Consider the following 17834-nt stretch of genomic DNA (forward strand, 5'->3'; position numbering starts at 1 on the left):
CGGTCAGGCAGACAGTAAGGTTCACAGCCAGAAAACCGGCTACAAGGCCAACAGCAGCATCGACGGCTACAGCACCGGTGTGTACGGCACCTGGTATCAGGATGCCAAGACCCTGAACGGGGCTTATGTTGACAGCTGGGTGCAGTACAGCTGGTTAGATGCCGAAGTCAACGGTCAGGACGTGGCCAAAGAAACGTACGATATGGACGGCTTCAGCGCTTCGATTGAAGCGGGTTACCGTTTACCGGTATATCAAGGGCTAAATGGAGATGTATTTATCACNCCGCAGGGTCAGATAAGCTGGAACGGCATCACCGCCGATGACCATCGTGAGGCCGGCGGCACCCGGGTCTCGTCCAGCGGCCACGATAACGTGCAGACTCGCCTGGGCGTTAAAGTCTCTCGCGACGGCGTGAGTGATAAAGACAAAGGCACCGATAAGCTGTTTACCGTGTACGCTGAAGCTAACTGGTTGCACAACAGCCAACAGGCCGGAGCGGTACTGGACGGTACCGAAGTTAAACAGTCCGGCAGCCGCAACGTCGGTGAGCTCAAACTGGGTGCCGAAGGTCAGTTGAACTCACACCTGAATCTGTGGACCAACGTGGCTCAGCAGATGGGGGATAACGGTTACAGTGACACCGCGGTGACCTTGGGTGTGAAGTACCGGTTCTGATAGGTTGAGCTAAAACACAAGGGTGTGCAGTCAATATGGCTGTGCGCCCTTTTTAGGTTATACAATCCAGCTAGCCTTCAAATATGATTTTAATCTTATAAAAAATAGAACTGGCATATTGGGATTTTAAGAACTAACAGCAACCCGCTTATGCAGGTTTTTATCATCGGTTTAAAATCATTTAATAGAGATATAGCGTCAGATAATACAATTAGAAATAGTTTGAAATAACAATGAATATAAATATAATTAGCCAGCATATTATTCATTACATTGAATTATAAACATTGGTCCTATCTAGTGTTGAATTTTATGCATGGCCCCGTAAGGGGCTTTTTTATACCCGGAATTTAGAATATTGCTATACAGTAAAGTTTATAATGCTCTGCTTTTAATCTGCGTATTTCGGCCGGTTAAATACCGTGTCTTTTAGCGCCGATCGCTGCATTGGGGTACATGTCGTAGGGCTAGCGTGAGAGTGATATATTTGTTTGAATCAGGTTACGGCTAGTGCTAAACGGTGCCAGGCGCCGGATACAAACAATAATGATTGACGCTATTCAGTAATAGTGCTCTTTTTATATCACCGGTTATAAGGGGGATGTTGGGGACATAATATGGGTTTTTGGGCTAGCTATCTTCAGGGATGGAAAAAGTTTGTTGATTTTAACGGGCGAGCAACGAGAAAAGAGTTTTGGAGTTTTTCGGGTATAAATTACGCAATACTCTTTTTAACGCCAGTGGTCCTTGGCGGTATTGCGGGATTCACCGGATCGGCTGCCCCAATATTTTATGTGGCATTAGTTTATATCATCATGTCTTTAGTTTTACTGCTGCCGACGCTTGCCGTAGGGATAAGGCGAATGCATGATATAAACCGCTCAGGTTGGTGGTTTGGTATTATTTATCTTCTTCCGCTATTGAACAGGCTGCTTAACGCTATTGTTTTGCAGTATGCCTCTCCCAGCGTGTATGTCTATACCAAGTTATTTTTAGCCGTCGCATTATTCTGGATACCGGTTATTTTTGTTTTGGCTTTATGCTCTTTAAAATCTAAAGAAATACCAACAACCAAACAATAGAATAAATGATAGCGGCGAGGCCTTCGCGCCTCATCACGGTTGGTTTTTTATTATCATCTAAGGCCTATAAAGGGGATGATAAGTTACCTTACAATATAAAGAAAAAGCAGATATGAAAAAGATAATCTTTTTTCTGATTTCCGGATTGATGTTATGTCCTTACTCCAGTATTGGCGCCGGTTTTAACTGTGACATAGAAGGAAAAACCCACGTTGAAGCCACTATTTGCAATAACTCTGATTTATCTGAGCTGGATAGCCAAATGTCAGGTGCTTACTTTCAATTGTTAAATACCGCTGGAGTAAAGAAATCAGTATTGAAGAAAGCACAGCTTAACTGGCTAAAATCGCGTGAAAAACGATGTTTTGGAAACCGTGAGTTAAACACGTCGCCAGAGCAGTGTTTATTTAAGCTATATCAGTCCAGAATTAGTGAGTTGTTGGGGCATCCATTAGCGGGCTCTGATTTACCTGATTAGGTTTATAGAATATCCACGGCTAAATTATCCGGCCTCTGGTGTGAGTTTGATAATGATATTATTGTGAAGTTATGGAATAACAAATAGGGATATGGAATGAGGTTTATAATAGCGTTGGTTTCTTTGCTATGTTTTAGTTCGGTGACACATGCTGAAGAAAATCGGCTGCCGAAAGAGATTTTGGTGTTTTCCGTTGGCAGTATGACATCTGCACCTGAGCTACTTTTAAAAATATCAGAAAAATCGGTTATACGTTACGCCGATAATATAGAAAGCACACCGATTCAATACGGTAATAATTTACTCGCAGAGATACCCGTTGAATTTCTATCGGGTTCTACCGAAGGCGTTATCAGCTTTCAATATAGCAAGGGGTATTTTTTACGTATCATTTTTGATGATGGTTCTGAAAATTTGTGGAAAATATACCTATCTAATTATGAGTATTCAGATGAGGTTATTGCATTTACAGAAAAAATAGATTTGATCCTCAGTGAAAACCCGACGGTCCGAGGCAGCGACTAACCTACTCTACTGTCGCAGCACAGAGGCTACCGGCTTTCGGTATAACTGCAATGGAGATTGTACTTTAACCCACATCGATAATAGCAATAATCTTGATCTTAAGGCTGTCGAGGGGGAAGTGGATGACGTCATTTCTCAGGATGAGAAAGGGATTTTAATCTTTCAGTCGTTTTGTTAGATGATATGTCGCTGCCCAGACAGTGTGGCTGATACTACTAAGTGGTGAAGATACGTAAAAAAGGAGCCTTATGAATGACTCCAATATTGATTGATATGCTGAGTAAGCGTGAACTTATTTAACTAGTTCGGCAGTCATATGAATAAGGTTACCTGAACTTGCGCCAATGATTCTATAAGAGGTTGCACCGGCTTGTTTCGCTTTAACTGCAATTTTAGCTTCGGCATCATCCATGGTTCGCCCTGTAGCGCTAACAGATTGTGCCGCCATGCTGCTGAAGGATATGGTGGTGAGGGCAATAGCTGCAATAAAATATTTAATATTTTTCATGGTTTAATTCCTTTTTATTGATGATAGGTAAGAAACCAGGCCGCTTTCAATGTGAGAAAGTAGGTGATTTATATATTAAGAAGTGTCGAAAAAATTATGGTGAAACGGGAAGACTTCCCTCAAGCACATGAATTAACAACCGAAGGGGAATGATTTTACTTCCAAGGAGGATAGCCTCTGCTATCGAGATTGATTATCAATTATTTGTTAAATAATTGTTTCTCTGTTAGTGCTATTTAGCTCCGTCTCATAGCAAATAGCTCAATTTCGGCTGTTTTTTATGTTCGAAATTCAAGCGCCCACACCCGAAAATCAACCAAGAGCCGACAGAAAGCTAGCCTAATAAGCGTGGTTATAGGCGGTCTCTCTTGGGGCGGAACGGCAAAGTAGAATTCATTTCATAGTCTCCATGGTGGATATCTAAAGATAGATCTTATAATGCCAGAAGCGGTGGAAATGTGTTTGGAAGGCGTAGATCAGATATCAAGCAATAAATATAAGAAGGGTAGGCGTACCCAATTACACCCTAGCTAGATTGATTGGTGTAAGTAGTTCTCGTATAAGCCGATAGGTTAGTATTAGGGAAGAGAGTAGGTCAGGGCTTTATAATGAGGATAACAAAACCCGGCGAACCGGGGGATTAATATTACTTTCTGCCTAACAGGTAGCCAAGGACAACGCCCACGCCAGCAACAATGGCTACTGATGCTAAGGGATTACCTTCAATCTGTTGCTTCACTGTATCGCAGGCTTGAGAGGCCACTCTCATTCCTTTACCGCAAACTTGTTTTGCCTGTCCTTTTAACTGATGTTCTAAAGAGTCTGTTACATCACCATAAGTTTCTTCTACATGACCCGCCGACTCAGTAACGGCACCTTTTGCTTTATCAAATATACCCATATCAGATACTCCACCTTGATGATTAAGTGCCAATTGTATAGACATCACTATTAAGTATAGAACAAAAGTAAGCTTGCCGTGTTCAATCTATTATTAATAATTAGCAGGCTATAATTTCGGTGCTGTGTTTAAGCTCAGATGATGAAAGACTGCGTATTTTTTTAGTGATTTCATCCTTGCAAAATTCAATATTCAGCTATTATGTATATATAAAGACTAAGAAATTCGAGAACAGAATCAACCCGACAAGGTGATAAGCGGCAGTGCGGCAAGAAGATTGTTCAACCCCTGATGGAGGTGGTCCAAAATATCTTCGATGGCCATAATTGGCAAGTCAGCTAGCAACTTAGCGATATGTGGCAAAGCTGGCGGGGAGTGCGAAGAAAACTTGCGTTACCACAAAGTCTATAAGCTAACAGAGCCCCGCATTCGCGGGGCTTTTTTGTTGGATGAAATTTGGTAATTACTATTAGCCCAATTAAGATATAGCTATCGGTTGGTGTTTTATTATTTTTTGCGAGTTCTTCGATTGGAGTTAATTGTGTCTACTATAATGTGATTTATTGTATTTTTAGGGTAAACATCATGAAATCGAATCACATAATTTTCTCTTTGGTCGTACTTGCCACTGCAACACTGACGGGTTGCGCTGTAAACAATGATAGAACAGAGTGGTCAGGAACAGGATTGTCTTATCATGCAGATATTACGCCTAACTTAGATGGCTCATACACCGCGTCAGTAGAGGCGTCACCAAATAACGGAAGAATTCGAGGTGCAATAGCGCTAGCAACAAAAGATGCTGCGAATTATTGTAAGGCTCAAGATAAAGGTTTAAAAATCATAGAAGAAAAAACGAACTCTCATTTACTTGTAAATGGAGTCGCTACTCTTAGATTTAACTGCATCTGATTATTAGTCACACTCTTTAAAGGTCGCTTATTGCGGCCTTTTTCACATCTAGTCCCAGCCAAATTCAACTAACTAAAACACATAGTGATTAACGGCTGCGGGCTACTTTTTAACTAAACGCCACCAACAGAGGTGGAATGTGCACATGTATAAACAACCAGACGTATATGAAGCTATCATAGCGTGGATTGCTGAACATAAAGATGAGCTACTAAAGACGTTGAGATAACTAAATCTTTCTGGGCTGCTGATTTTATAAGGGATTGGTAGGCGTTAGAAGACGTTGAAATATCGTGAAATGGCCCAGCAGGATTCGATATTGATCTCTATGTTTATGTATTTTTTTAATAAATTAATTATTAAATTTTTTTATACCAACATTTGTACCAACAACTAAACTTGTGTAGAGCTAATGAGGTGAATCTCGCTCAATTAGAACTAGAGCCAAACATGTTCACTGATGAGACTAACTCACCCATAACTCGATGTGACCTCATATTTCCGACCAGATTTAAGCGGTGTTGATTACCTATTGCTTATCATGAAATGTTGATTAATATTTTTACTAAACGGTTGCATTATACTTCATCTGTCCCAATCACAAATANATACGATAAAGGTTGCAACGCAGCCATGCTCAGGGATAGGTGTGTTCGGCACCATTCAGTAAATGCCGGCTTATCAAAATCTAATTGGTGACCACGGATAAACTCAAGGTCCAGTATCACATACTCCGCATTCGCTGAACTTTCGGTTGCCGGGTAGAAAATACCTTCGCTACCCAGCGTCGTTAAATCGTTAAACGCTGATTCAGTGACTCGGACGGTGTGGATCAAATCAACATTCTCCAGTGACTTCAGTGACAGTAAGCGAGCAATCAGATTCATTGTTGTACTCCTGTTGATATTTCGGTGGGAAGCGATATCACTATTGCCAGCTCTGCCTGCAACCAGTCGGCGACATNTTGCCATTCCGTACCACTGACATCAGACGTGATTTTCCAGAGATTCGGGCTGGTGTGATGGGCCAGTAGTAATACCGCCATGACCATAAAACGGTAGGGATGACCGTGGGTATGGCAATATCCCCGGTCGTAGGGATGACGATGTTGATTAAGGATAAAGGTATCACCGCTGAGTTGATGGTGATNTGGTTGCACAACAGCCAACAGGCCGGAGCGGTACTGGACGGTACCGAAGTTAAACAGTCCGGCAGCCGCAACGTCGGTGAGCTCAAACTGGGTGCGGAAGGTCAGTTGAACTCACACCTGAATCTGTGGAGCAACGTGGCTCAGCAGATGGGGGATAATGGTTACAGTGATACCGCGGTGACCTTGGGTGTGAAGTACCGGTTCTGATAGGTTGAGCTAAAACACAAGGGCGTGCAGTCAATATGGCTGTTCGTCCTTTTTGTCTATAGAAAACTCCCAGCCAGGCTCTGTCTCTTGATCAGGAGATCTGATCAAGAGACAGGTCTTTCAATGGGGTGAAGGGGGATGATTTGGTGATAACTAGGCTAATCATGGCGTTAAGTTTATTGATTGCTTTTAACTGACAAACATTAACCCTGGGCCACTAGAAAAACATAATTAACGCAGTTATTCCGGCTGGGTAAAACTAATATTCATATCAGTAATAATAGGGTTCATTTTCTGCAGTATTTGATTGTCAGAGCTGAAACTATTATCACCTAAGATGGTGGCAAACTCTGATTCTGATACGCGTTGAGCGGCGTCAGCGTCGTTAAAGCGGACAAGCAGCGTATTGTCATATTTTGACAGCAATCCTGAGCCGTAATTTAGCACCGAACCTTCATAGTCCCATCCATAGCCGGAAAGCTCAAAGCTGGATTGATTAATTTTTTCCAGATCTTTCAGTGAAATTCCGAGCATCACGCCTTCTTTTGTTTTCCATGCGGTACCGATAACGTTGACGACTAACGGCTTAGTAAACGGAATATCCCAGAGAATTTGCAGCTCTTTTTCTTTATTGCCGGGAAATAGCGAGGTAACCTCGGCTTCTTCACCTTCACCTAATGCCATAACGTCTCGTTTTACCTGCTCTGCACCTAATAAAGAGATTAATTCAGCTTCGGTGGTAGTCGCCGTTACCGGCCCGGCCTGAATGCCGGGAATCAAAATAAAATCGTCGGCCATCAGGTTGGGGCTAAATAGCACCGTTGATAAAAGCAAGCTGGTTATAAATCTCATTAAAATTTCCCTATGTTAAGTGTTGTCTGTTAAGCAAGAGTGCCAGAAAAGGGTAGAAATTAAGATTAATTTTATTGTTATATTATTTCTAATGTTAAGTAGTTAAGAAACGGAATCTAACTCAAAGACTATTCTTGCTTGATGTTACACAAATAGATAGGGATTTAAATTTACATTTTTATATATTTATATGAACTAAGTTGACAATGAACTGCCTAACCTTATCAACTCGTTGATTTGTAAAAAAATTAACATGAAGATATTATTTGGTCGTTATTTGACCAATGAGGGGGCTGGACTTTGCGAGGCCTGGATGCTAACTTTTTTCAGGACAGAAACAAGACAACGGATAATGTGTTAAAAATCGATTTACTCTATAGAAGTCAATATCTATTGAGAACCGAATAACGTAAATGAATTGCTATAGCTTCTAAATAAGAGTTTATAGGTATGCACATAAGAAAATTCCCGTTTTACGCTAAAAATATTATTAAAGACATTCTTCCGCGGTCATTTTTTAAACTAGACGTTGACTCACTGCTTCGCAATATGAGTGATGCTCAATTGGAGTATATCGATAGTAGGGTTAATTATTACAATAAGTTGAATACCCCCTTTAAGCTTGATGATACGGCGATGGTGCTTAAAAAGTTATCCGTTCGCGGGCATGCCAGTAGCTATTATTATGATTTTATAGAGTGCGCGCGTTATTTTGATAACTCTGTCAAATTTCATTATATTTTTAGTGATGTGGAACACATTCCTGAACAGCCTACTTTTGTTAAGGCAAGGCCTATTCATGGTGAGAATCAGAACTCTGTTTTGCTAAAACTCAATAAAATAAGGCACTTTAGCCTGTTTGACGATGATGTTGCGTTTGAAGATAAGCGAGATATGGCGGTATTCCGAGGTGCTTGTTATCAGGAATCTCGTAAGATCTTACTTGAAAAGTATAAAGATTCGCCATTAGTCGACGTTGCTGATACCCGAGAGCATAATGGCAAAAAAAATAATCTGATGAGTGAAACAGGACAAATGAACTATAAATTCATTATTAGCGTTGAAGGCAACGATGTTGCCACCAACCTAAAGTGGATTATGCATTCTCGTTCACTCTGTTTTATGATTAAGCCCCGTATTGAAAGCTGGTTTATGGAGGCGAATCTGATTCCGGGCTATCACTATGTGGAGCTAAATAAGGATTTCTCTGATTTAGAAGAGAAAATTCAGTATTACGCCAAACATGTTGATGAAGCTAAGCAAATTATCAAGAATGCCAATGATTATGTGTCACCTTTTTTAGATGAAGAGCAAGAAAAAATAATCACTTTACTGGTGATGAAAAAGTACTTTGATTTATGTGAATCCTAGAGCTAAAGCATGCTGTTATGCGTTTCAAGCCGCTGATGAGAAGTTAGCGGCTTTTTCATATGTACTATCGAATTTCTTCGTTTTTCATGCTTATCGCCGGATATTTCTCATAAGTATCTGACAAGATGGGTATTTCTTTTTCTTATCCGTTGTGTCTGATGAAATGGTGCAGATATAAAAGCATAGCAATATAATAATTTAGTATTTAATTAAAACACACCTCACATTTTATTTAGATCTGGATCTAACAAACGATATTAAATTAGCTATAGTTAGTCTTAAAGCTGCACAAACATCTACGCTTAATGGATGGGAATGCTCTTAGGACACCTTTAAAGACAGGACTTACAATACTTCTCGTTATCAACGAGAAAAGGAATTTATTGCTATAACTATTTTTTAAATAAAAATTAGTATTGATTTTTGTTATTAAATTAGTATTAAAATTTTTTAAGTGTGTCTGAGTTGAGATATTGTGTTGGTAAGGTTGCCGGGCGTCGATATTTAGTAGCGGTGGTTTGTGTGTTTCTTGAGATTGTATTTGTTTAAAAGAATATAATTAGTGTTCATATAAAGTGAGGTAACCTATGTTATATGTTGATATTCCCAGTCGTGAAGAGTTCTTATTGTTGTCTGATGTACGCTCAGATGCGTGTGTAACCATCTATATTGAAACTTCGCCGTTGCATCAAGAATTAGCAACAAGCAAGATTCAACTCGGTAATTTTATCAAAGATGCCTTACTTCAGCTTGAAGCTGCGCATTTTGACAAACGCCGGTTAGCTCTGCTTGAAGAACAATTATATTCAGTATTAGACGATCCTAGCTTCTGGGATCTGCATGCCTACAGTTTAGCTATTTTGGCAACCCCAGACAGCATTCGCACTTACCGCCTGGCCAACGTTATTCCAAATCAGCTTCATGTTAGTGAGCGTTTCTATCTTAAGCCATTGCTGCGAGCGCTGACGTTCCCGCATTCAGCTTATATTCTGGCCTTGTCAGAGAATCAGGCCCGGGTGATCGAGTTTTTTGCCGATGTTCCGGCAGAAGAGATGAACGTAGCCAATATGCCTGCCAATGTACTAGAGGCGGTAGGTAAAGCTTCGCTAAACGTGCAGAAATATGGCGGGGTAGATGATAAAGTGCGTCTGGCACAATACACCCGTCAGATTGATCACGCACTGCGCCCGATATTCGCTCAGCATGACTACCCGTTGATTCTGGTTAGTGCCGAACCACTGGCATCTATTTACCGTGCAACCAATACATTATCGAATTTAGTTGATGAAACGCTGTTTACTAATGCCGAACATATCGGAACGTCTGAACTGGTAAAAATGGTTCGGCCAATCATGGACAAATATTATCAGACTCAGTTAGATGCACTGAAACCGCTATTTGAACTTCGTAGCGGCCAGCGTCGTGTAACCACCGATCTGTCTGATGCTGCACGATTTGCCACTTTAGGTGCAATTGATTTATTACTGATTGATATTGATAGTAATATTCCCGGCACCATCAATGAGCAGGGCATTATTACCTTTGCCGAGAAAAGTGACATTACTACCTACGGTGTCATCGATGAGATTGTCCGACTCGCGCTGGCAACCGGTGCCAGAGTTATGGCTGTTCGCCAGCAGGATCTACCGGCCGGTAAGAGCCTGCACGCAATACTGCGTTACGCGTTATAACCATTTTCTGATTCGCTATTTGCCGGGCGCTATTTCTGCCCGGCTGATAGAAAAACCTGCCGCCGATTTGTTGACCATTGATGTGATATCCTTTTCATCTCTCCTGCTAAAAAACTACGTCGATAAAAATTTCATTTTTCATCAAGATACCTTATTTAATTATTAACCAATATGTAAGCCACTCTTTTGATGTCGTGTTTTTACTTTTCCCCGTTTTTATTGATGACCATTGATGCTGTTTTAAATACAAAGTCAATTAAAATTGGGTAGAGCACGTCATCTTAATGATATTGATTTAATTTCATTATATATCATGTGGTTATTTTGTTTTTCTTTAGGGGATGTAACATCTATTTATTAATCTGAGATATATGTGTTTTTTTAATTTATTGAAATTAATGAATTTTTAATTGACTGCGTCGATCTGTAACGTGTTGGTTCAAAAAACCAATTTTAAAACTTGGGCTATGATTAAAGTGGGTAAGTATAAAAAGTTAAATGTTTTCATATTCATGGCTTAATAACTTCATTTAAACGCAACTCGTTGATGGTTTTGATTAAAAAAGCTCTGAGGATGAAAAATACAGTTTTTCAACAGATTAATAATAATTATAACTCTATTGGCTATTCATTGTTAACCAGGTAAATGGTATCAAGATACTTTGCTGGTCGCGATGTATAGCAATTAATACTAGCTACTAGCAAGGAGAAGATTAATGCGTAAACATCACTTGGTGAAATATAATCCTATTTACAGCCGCGAAATCCAGAGTAATGGTGCTAAATATACCGCCATTGCCGTATTGTCTTTGCCATTGCTGTTGGGGCTATCAACGTCTGTAAGTGGTGCGCAAACTGTATTAACTTCCGGGCAAGATGTTTTCACCAATGGCTTAAATACCGGCGCCTATGATTTATTTCTTGATGGGGATGTTTCCTGGAGAACGGTGTTTGTGGTTAACAGTGCCGCCAGATCAAACATCGTCATAGATGGTAACGGCCATATTATTACTGCTGCCGGAGTGAGTACTCAACGCTTTCTTAATATTTTCCAAAATAACAGTAATATTACCCTTAAAAATGCCATTTTTACTTCTCAGCCTTTTACCGGGCCTCGTTACTCATTATTAAAAATTGAAACCGGTAACGTAACCGCCAATATCAATTTGGAAGGCACAACCTTTCAGGATATTGGTCCTACGGACTATAACTCATTCGCTTCTGCGGACTATGGCAACATTATTGGAATTCGAACCGGTAGCAATTCAGTGATGAATATTGACGGTGGCGTAACCGGCGTCAATTTCTTACGTAATCACGGGCTGGCCGATCAGCCCGGCGTTGTCGGGCTGTATGCGCAAAACACGATTAACTTCTTAGGCAAAGTCAATTTTGAAGGTAACTGGACCGGAGACTACGGCGGTGCCGTTTCCGTTTATGATGTGGCCGGTAGCGTTATGAATTTTGCTGGCGAAACCAGTTTTATCAATAACCACTCCTCAGTATTTGGTGGTGCAATAGACTCCTGGGGAGGGGCTGCCAACATTACCTTTAATGGCTCGACGCTGTTTTCCGACAACTATGTCTATGGCACGACGGTTAACTCACCGAATTACCCTGAACACGTTGACGATCAACATACCAGAGGCGGGGCGATTAATATTGGTTATCTTAATCCGGGCGCTAGCGGCGTTAATTTAACCTTTAACGGCAATACTAAATTTATTGGTAACTATGTTATTGATCCCAAGAATAATTTCAACGCATTAGGCGGGGCAGTTAGTGCCTACGGTAATGGTGGTAACTATAACTATTTGATGAGTTTTAACGGGGCAACAACCTTTGACGGTAACTATGTTTATTCTCTGACGGGATCGGGTTACGGCGGCGCTATTTACTATGATGCAGGTACTGCAGCAACGTTGAACTTAGGGCCCGGTTCCAGCGTAATAAACAACTACGCAAAAACACTCGGCGGGGCGATTTATCTGCAAACCGGTACTATCAATTTAAAAGCTGAAGGCGGTGATATCACATTTGAGGGGAACCGTCAGGCAGCCAGCTTTACATCTATTGGTGGGGGATTATTTGCCCCTGTTATCGGCTCGGGAAATCCGAATGCCATTTATTTGGGTAGCACCGGCAGCCTGAATATGAATACCAGCGCTAATAACGCGATCTATTTTTACGACCCGATTGCATCCGCCGCAGGTGCCACTATTACGGTAAATAAAAACGGCGACGGTCAGGTTATTTTTCGGGGGAATAGTAGTTCCCCGGGGGATCCTCTCTATAACTCATTAATTCGCACTAACACCAATGTCAATGGCGGTACTTTCTCACTGACCGACAGCGTTATTTATGGCGTGGTCGGTTCGGGTATTTTTGCTACCAATTCAGGGGGGACCGTTGTCGGAAACAACGGCAGTACTCTTCGGGCTCAAAATATTAATATTAATTCCGGCGGTACTATTTCAGCCAATGGCGGGATTTTCAACTTGGAGGCCACATCGGTTACCTCCACGGGCGGAAATTTTAGTGGTTCTGGCAGTATTGTTGCGCCGACTATTTCACTCAGTACCACCGCAAGTAATATCTCTACCGCTAATATCGCCAGCGGTAACACGCTTAATCTTGATAGCTTACTCACCAATGCCGGGGGATTAAGTAAAACCGGTGATGGTACGTTAGTGCTGACTAAAACTAATACCTATAGCGGGGCAACCAGTATCGGGGCGGGTACTTTACAGGCTGATACCACCAATATAATTGCGGCCAGTAGCGGTTTGAGCATGTCAGGCGGGGTGTTTGATCTGCATAGCTTTAATCAAACGCTGAAAAGCCTGAGTGGAAGCGCCGGAGCGATTACTACCGGTACGGGCGTATTAACCATTGATAGTAATGCATCGACCGGCTACGCCGGTTCGGTTAGCGGTAACGGTAAAATGATCAAACAGGGAACCGGAACATTAACTCTGTCCGGTAGCGTTTCATTGCTTGATCCTACGTCTGTATTGCAGATTAATGCGGGAAGTTTGGTTGGCTCCAGTAGCAATAATAATATTCAAACGACTAAAGTAGCGATTAATAGCGGTAGCCAGCTATTGTTAATAAATAGTGCAAGTTTAAGTACGGCTACGCTTTCGGTCGGTGACAGCACCACCGGTAGTAATACCGTAAGCGTCATCACCGGGGCGCATGCCTCTGTCACTGATAATCTCTATCTTGGTTTTTTCAACGGTTCGACGGGCGTACTCAATATTAACGGGACCGGTAGCTTAGTTGATGCTACCAACGTTCAAGTCGGCTATGGTGCAACCAGCTCTGGGACCATTAACCTTAATAGCAATGGTACGCTACAGGCCGAAAGCCTGAATCGCGGTACCGGAACGACGGGTAGAGTCGTTTTTGATAATGGTGTTTTGCGTGCTAAGGCGGATAACAGCAGTTTCATTAATGGGTTTTCTGCCGGCGACCTGCTGCTAAATGCCGGCGGGGGAACCGTTGATTCTAATGGTTTTAATATCGCGACCAATAATGTTTTTAGCGGCACGGGTAAATTAACCAAGGCCGGTGCAGGGGTATTTACCTTAACCGGATTGAATACCTATACCGGCGGTACTTCGGTTTCTGGCGGAACCCTACGCTTAACCGGTGCAGGAACCCTCAGTTCAGGTGCGGTAGATATTGGCACTAACTCAACGTTATTTATCGATAATACTGCTGCAGGTAACTACAGTTTTAATAACTTACTTTCTGGCACAGGTTTATTGCAGGTTGATTTGCTCAGCGGCAGCAATACCTTTCAGTTCGGCAGTGGTGCAGGAAGTGCCTTCAGCGGTATTTTACAGCTAAATGACAGTCGTTTTTCATTATCCGCTAGTAATACCAGCGCGCTGACCAATGCAACCTTAGCCTTGAACAGTGGTAATACCACGGTCGTTGGCGTGAATAGCCAAGATATTGGTGGGCTTACGCTGAATGGCGGTGAATTACGCTTTGAAAATTTAGCTTCAGGCATTATCAATACCCAGAAATTAGCGCTCAATGCGGGGACGGTAGTGATTGATCCTGAAGTGCTTACCAATGGTCAGGGAAGCAGTATTTTGGCTCAGGATAAAGGAATCGATTTTCGTTTAGTCAACGCGACGGAAGTGTCAGGTAGCGCGAATAATCTGACTATGACGGATCTAGCCGGTAATGTGGTAATTAATACTGCCGATATTATTCAAGGCAGCGTTGTTGCTACCGGGACCTATGATTTTTCGCTAGATAACGATAGCAATGGTCTGTACACCACATACCGATTAGTCGAGTTGGACCTACTGGCTGGGCAAACGACGGCATTAAGTTCACCGCTAGGTATGGAAACCCTATATGCCAAAGTGACGGGCAGCGGGAATTTATTAATCAGTAATGGCTTGAACAGTATTACGTTGAACAACGGCGCTAATAATTATACCGGTTCAACGGAAGTCGCTACCGGGACGCTGTTTGTCGGTGCCGACCATGCGTTAGGAAATACCAGTAACTTAATTATTGATTCTGGTGCAACGGCCAATATTAATGGCAAAACCCAAACGGTCGGCAGCCTGAATAATAACGGGATTCTGGACGTTAATGCAGGTAACTTGAGTATTACACAGGGTGGTAGCTTTGGTGGGAGTGTTATCGGTAGCACTGGTAACCTGAATTTATTGGGCGGAACGCTGATTTTATCGGGTAATAACACCTATACGGGTAATACTCAGGTTAATAGCGGCTCATCATTTCAAATCGGCAATGGTGGTGCCAGTGGAAGTTATGCCGGCAATATAAGCAATAACGGCGTTGTCGCATTTAATCGCACCGGCAGTTCTGCTTATCAAGGCGTTATTAGTGGTGGCGGTGTCTTACAGCATAATGGCTCCGGCACGCTGACGTTAAGTGGTATCAATACCTATAGCGGTGGCAGTTCAATAAGCGCAGGTACCGTTATTGCCACACAGGGCGCTGCGTTAGGTTCCGGACTGGTCACTAATAATGGCTTGCTTCAGTTGGCTTTCGCCGGTAATAGTCAGTTGACTAACATATTGACCGGTAGCGGTGACTTGACTAAAAGTGGTAGCGGTATTGCTACACTTACCGGCCTTGGCTCATCTCAGGATGCTGTTTCAGTTGATGCCGGAACGCTAAGTTTTGCCCAAGTCGGAGCATTTAATGCAAATAGCTTAACCACTGCCAGTAATGCAACAACCTCACTATCAGCAAGCAGTTCACTTAATCTTAGCGGTGCATTAACCCAAGTTGGTGACTCAATTTTAAATGTGACTTTGGGAAGCATCACGCCAGTGATTACTGCCGGCTCAGCCTCTCTGTCCGGTACGTTAAAAGTGTCGGGCATTAACACCAGTGCGCCGACGACCAATGCCAGCGATCTGCAAAATACGAATGTCGTCTTAATTCATACCACCGCAGGTATTAGTAATGATTTTACCGATATTGATCTTAGCGGTGCAGCCACCACGGTTGATTACTTGTCGGTAATTGCAGGCAAAAGCGCCAATAATAATGACTATAGCGTAGGGCTGGGGCTTACCTGGCTAGCGGGTAGTACTTCGGGCAACGGTATTTTCACCCTGACAAGTCCGACCGATATTTTCAATGTTGATATGGTCCTTGCCGACCAAACAGCCTCGGCTACCGGCTGGAATGGCAAGTTGCTGACTAAAAATGGCGCAGGGACTTTAGTGTTGTCATCAACCAATACTTACTCTGGTGACACGCTGATAAATCAGGGGGTTTTACAGGCCGGAATAGCAAATGCATTTGCTGATAGCGCTAATGTGACGGTTAATAGCGGCGCAACGCTTGATCTGAATAACTTAGCCCAGCGTGCCAATAACCTTTCCGGTGAGGGGGGCGTGACATTGGGCAGTGCGGCACTAACTGCCCATAACACAGCTGACACTACTTTTGATGGCAATATCACCGGAAGCGGTAGCCTGGTAAAGACCGGTAGCGAAATACTGAGGTTAACCGGTATTAATGGTTACAGCGGTGGAACTTCATTAGTTGATGGGACGTTGTCCGCGACTCGGGCGCAGGCTTTGGGGACCGGTAATATCACGAATAACGGCATTTTACAGTTAGATTTTGCTGATAATAGTACCTTGGCTAATCTTCTGGGCGGGACAGGTAGCCTGATTAAGTCCGGGGTCGGAGTCGCGACCTTAACCAATAATAGCTCTACACAGGGTGCTGTTGAGGTGAATGTCGGGACATTAAATTTAGCACAGTCGGGCGCGTTTAATGCCGCCAGCCTGATTACGGCTAATAATGCGACAACTGTGCTAGCCTCAGGCTCAACGCTTAATCTTAGCGGTGCATTGACGCAAAGTTTAGGCTCGGAGCTTAGGGTAACGGTTAATGCTGCTCAACCGGTAATAGTGGCTAATAATGCAGTTTTAAGCGGTACGCTGAACGTTACGGGATTTAATGCTACCGCACCAACCAGTGCGAGCATGCTAGCCGGTACTGAATTTAACGTACTGCACACCAATACGGCTAACGGTATCAGCGGTAGTTTTACCAGCGTTAATTTTAATGGTGTAACTAGCCCGGTCGACTATCTGACGCTGGCTGGCAGAGTGGTTAATAATCAGGATTATAACGTCGGTTTTGGCCTGACATGGCTTGCCGGCCCGACGGTAAGCAACGGGACATTTACGCTGGCGGCTCCGGCAGATTTCTTTAATGTGGACGTAATACTTGCCGACCAAACCGTTACTAATCCGAACCTTTGGGATGGTAAAAGCCTGATCAAAAATGGTGCCGGTACACTTCAGCTTTCCTCGGTTAATACTTACACCGGCGATACCTTGATTAATGGGGGAACGCTGCGTACCGGTGTGGCTAATGCCTTTACCAGCAGTGCTAATATCACCGTAGGTAGCGGAGCAACGCTGGATTTAAATAGTTTTGCTCAACAGGCCGGTAATTTATCAGGTAGCGGTCAGGTAACCTTAGGCAGTGCCGCATTAACCGCCAATAATACCGCAAGCAGCCAATTCGATGGTGTGATTAGCGGCAGCGGCAGCTTGATTAAGACCGGCAGCGGCGCGTTAACCTTAACGGGAATTAACGATTATAGCGGTGGCAGTACATTAAATGCAGGAACGGTGATNNTTACCCAAGGTCAGGCACTGGGAACCGGATCCGTAGCCAATAATACCGGCAGCGTGCTGCAGCTAAACTTTGCCGGTAACAGCACCTTAGCCAATATTTTGGGCGGNACTGGCAGCTTAGTGAAAACCGGCAGCGGGGTAGCAACTTTAACCGGCGCTGGTTCAACGCAGGGCGCAGTCGCGGTCAATCAGGGGACGTTGAGTTTCACCCAAACCGGCGCATTTAATGCCGCCAGCCTGACGACCGAAGGGACCGGTACTACGTCTCTGGCAGCAAATTCCACCCTTAATCTGACCGGTGCGCTGACGCAAAAA

Annotated in this window: 12 protein-coding genes; 9 read left to right on the top strand and 3 right to left on the bottom strand. The window is 43.0% G+C overall.

All coding sequences use genetic code 11. The annotated features are described in order from the left end of the window. Positions 1–58 precede the first annotated feature (58 nt). The 4 genes from YWE_RS0119140 to YWE_RS0119155 all read left to right on the top strand — a co-directional run bounded on the left by YWE_RS0119140 (position 59) and on the right by YWE_RS0119155 (position 2761). Positions 59–676, top strand: coding sequence for an autotransporter outer membrane beta-barrel domain-containing protein (locus tag YWE_RS0119140; protein ID WP_428829280.1), 618 nt, complete (start codon positions 59–61; stop codon positions 674–676). 617 nt (positions 677–1293) lie between these two features. After that, positions 1294–1758 carry a DUF805 domain-containing protein gene (locus YWE_RS0119145; protein WP_029095977.1) on the top strand — a complete coding sequence of 155 codons (465 nt, stop codon included), beginning with the start codon at positions 1294–1296 and terminating at the stop codon, positions 1756–1758. A 112-nt stretch (positions 1759–1870) separates the two neighbouring features. Further along, positions 1871–2236, top strand: coding sequence for a lysozyme inhibitor LprI family protein (locus tag YWE_RS0119150; protein ID WP_029095978.1), 366 nt, complete (start codon positions 1871–1873; stop codon positions 2234–2236). Between the two features lie 96 nt (positions 2237–2332). Next, complete coding sequence (locus tag YWE_RS0119155; protein ID WP_029095979.1) at positions 2333–2761, top strand: hypothetical protein; 429 nt, start codon at positions 2333–2335, stop codon at positions 2759–2761. Positions 2762–3053: 292 nt separating this feature from the next. Here YWE_RS0119155 and YWE_RS0119160 read toward each other — a convergent pair whose 3' ends face one another. Together YWE_RS0119160 and YWE_RS0119165 are read right to left on the bottom strand one after the other, a co-directional pair. Then, complete coding sequence (locus YWE_RS0119160; protein ID WP_029095980.1) at positions 3054–3269, bottom strand: YdgH/BhsA/McbA family protein; 216 nt, start codon at positions 3267–3269, stop codon at positions 3054–3056. A 646-nt stretch (positions 3270–3915) separates the two neighbouring features. Continuing rightward, on the bottom strand, positions 3916–4170 hold the full coding sequence (locus YWE_RS0119165; RefSeq protein WP_051323443.1) for a glycine zipper domain-containing protein: 255 nt from the start codon (positions 4168–4170) through the stop codon (positions 3916–3918). A gap of 585 nt (positions 4171–4755) precedes the next feature. Here YWE_RS0119165 and YWE_RS0119175 point away from each other — a divergent pair. Both YWE_RS0119175 and YWE_RS0119190 read left to right on the top strand, forming a co-directional pair. Continuing rightward, on the top strand, positions 4756–5082 hold the full coding sequence (locus YWE_RS0119175) for a hypothetical protein (RefSeq protein WP_029095982.1): 327 nt from the start codon (positions 4756–4758) through the stop codon (positions 5080–5082). A 1075-nt stretch (positions 5083–6157) separates the two neighbouring features. Beyond that, positions 6158–6439 (top strand): autotransporter outer membrane beta-barrel domain-containing protein, encoded by a 282-nt coding sequence (locus tag YWE_RS0119190; RefSeq protein WP_248595869.1) that lies wholly within the window; start codon positions 6158–6160, stop codon positions 6437–6439. Positions 6440–6679: 240 nt separating this feature from the next. On the opposite strand, the gene YWE_RS0119195 is transcribed toward YWE_RS0119190, so the two are convergent. Next, the gene (locus YWE_RS0119195; protein WP_029095985.1) at positions 6680–7291 is read right to left on the bottom strand and encodes a hypothetical protein; all 612 of its coding nucleotides are present in this window, start codon (positions 7289–7291) and stop codon (positions 6680–6682) included. Positions 7292–7741: 450 nt separating this feature from the next. Here YWE_RS0119195 and YWE_RS0119200 point away from each other — a divergent pair, with 450 nt between their 5' ends. From YWE_RS0119200 to YWE_RS0119215, 3 genes are all read left to right on the top strand, one after another. Continuing rightward, positions 7742–8662, top strand: a complete 921-nt coding sequence (locus YWE_RS0119200) for a glycosyl transferase family 90 (protein ID WP_051323444.1) — start codon at positions 7742–7744, stop codon at positions 8660–8662. A 587-nt stretch (positions 8663–9249) separates the two neighbouring features. After that, positions 9250–10353 (top strand): baeRF11 domain-containing protein, encoded by a 1104-nt coding sequence (locus YWE_RS0119205; protein ID WP_029095987.1) that lies wholly within the window; start codon positions 9250–9252, stop codon positions 10351–10353. Positions 10354–12506: 2153 nt separating this feature from the next. After that, positions 12507–17834 (top strand): beta strand repeat-containing protein (locus tag YWE_RS0119215; RefSeq protein ID WP_428829281.1); only part of this gene is annotated, 5328 nt, incomplete at its 3' end.

The sequence above is a fragment of the Budvicia aquatica DSM 5075 = ATCC 35567 genome, from assembly GCF_000427805.1.
GTDB classification, from domain to species: domain Bacteria; phylum Pseudomonadota; class Gammaproteobacteria; order Enterobacterales; family Enterobacteriaceae; genus Budvicia; species Budvicia aquatica.

What these genes read in the sequence shown, in the direction of transcription:
- YWE_RS0119145 (WP_029095977.1), top strand. Translation starts at nt 1,294, where the DNA reads ATGGGTTTTTGGGCTAGCTATCTTCAGGGATGGAAAAAGTTTGTTGAT.
- YWE_RS0119150 (WP_029095978.1), top strand. Translation starts at nt 1,871, where the DNA reads ATGAAAAAGATAATCTTTTTTCTGATTTCCGGATTGATGTTATGTCCT.
- YWE_RS0119155 (WP_029095979.1), top strand. Translation starts at nt 2,333, where the DNA reads ATGAGGTTTATAATAGCGTTGGTTTCTTTGCTATGTTTTAGTTCGGTG.
- YWE_RS0119160 (WP_029095980.1), bottom strand. Translation starts at nt 3,269, where the DNA reads ATGAAAAATATTAAATATTTTATTGCAGCTATTGCCCTCACCACCATA.
- YWE_RS0119165 (WP_051323443.1), bottom strand. Translation starts at nt 4,170, where the DNA reads ATGGGTATATTTGATAAAGCAAAAGGTGCCGTTACTGAGTCGGCGGGT.
- YWE_RS0119175 (WP_029095982.1), top strand. Translation starts at nt 4,756, where the DNA reads ATGAAATCGAATCACATAATTTTCTCTTTGGTCGTACTTGCCACTGCA.
- YWE_RS0119195 (WP_029095985.1), bottom strand. Translation starts at nt 7,291, where the DNA reads ATGAGATTTATAACCAGCTTGCTTTTATCAACGGTGCTATTTAGCCCC.
- YWE_RS0119200 (WP_051323444.1), top strand. Translation starts at nt 7,742, where the DNA reads ATGCACATAAGAAAATTCCCGTTTTACGCTAAAAATATTATTAAAGAC.
- YWE_RS0119205 (WP_029095987.1), top strand. Translation starts at nt 9,250, where the DNA reads ATGTTATATGTTGATATTCCCAGTCGTGAAGAGTTCTTATTGTTGTCT.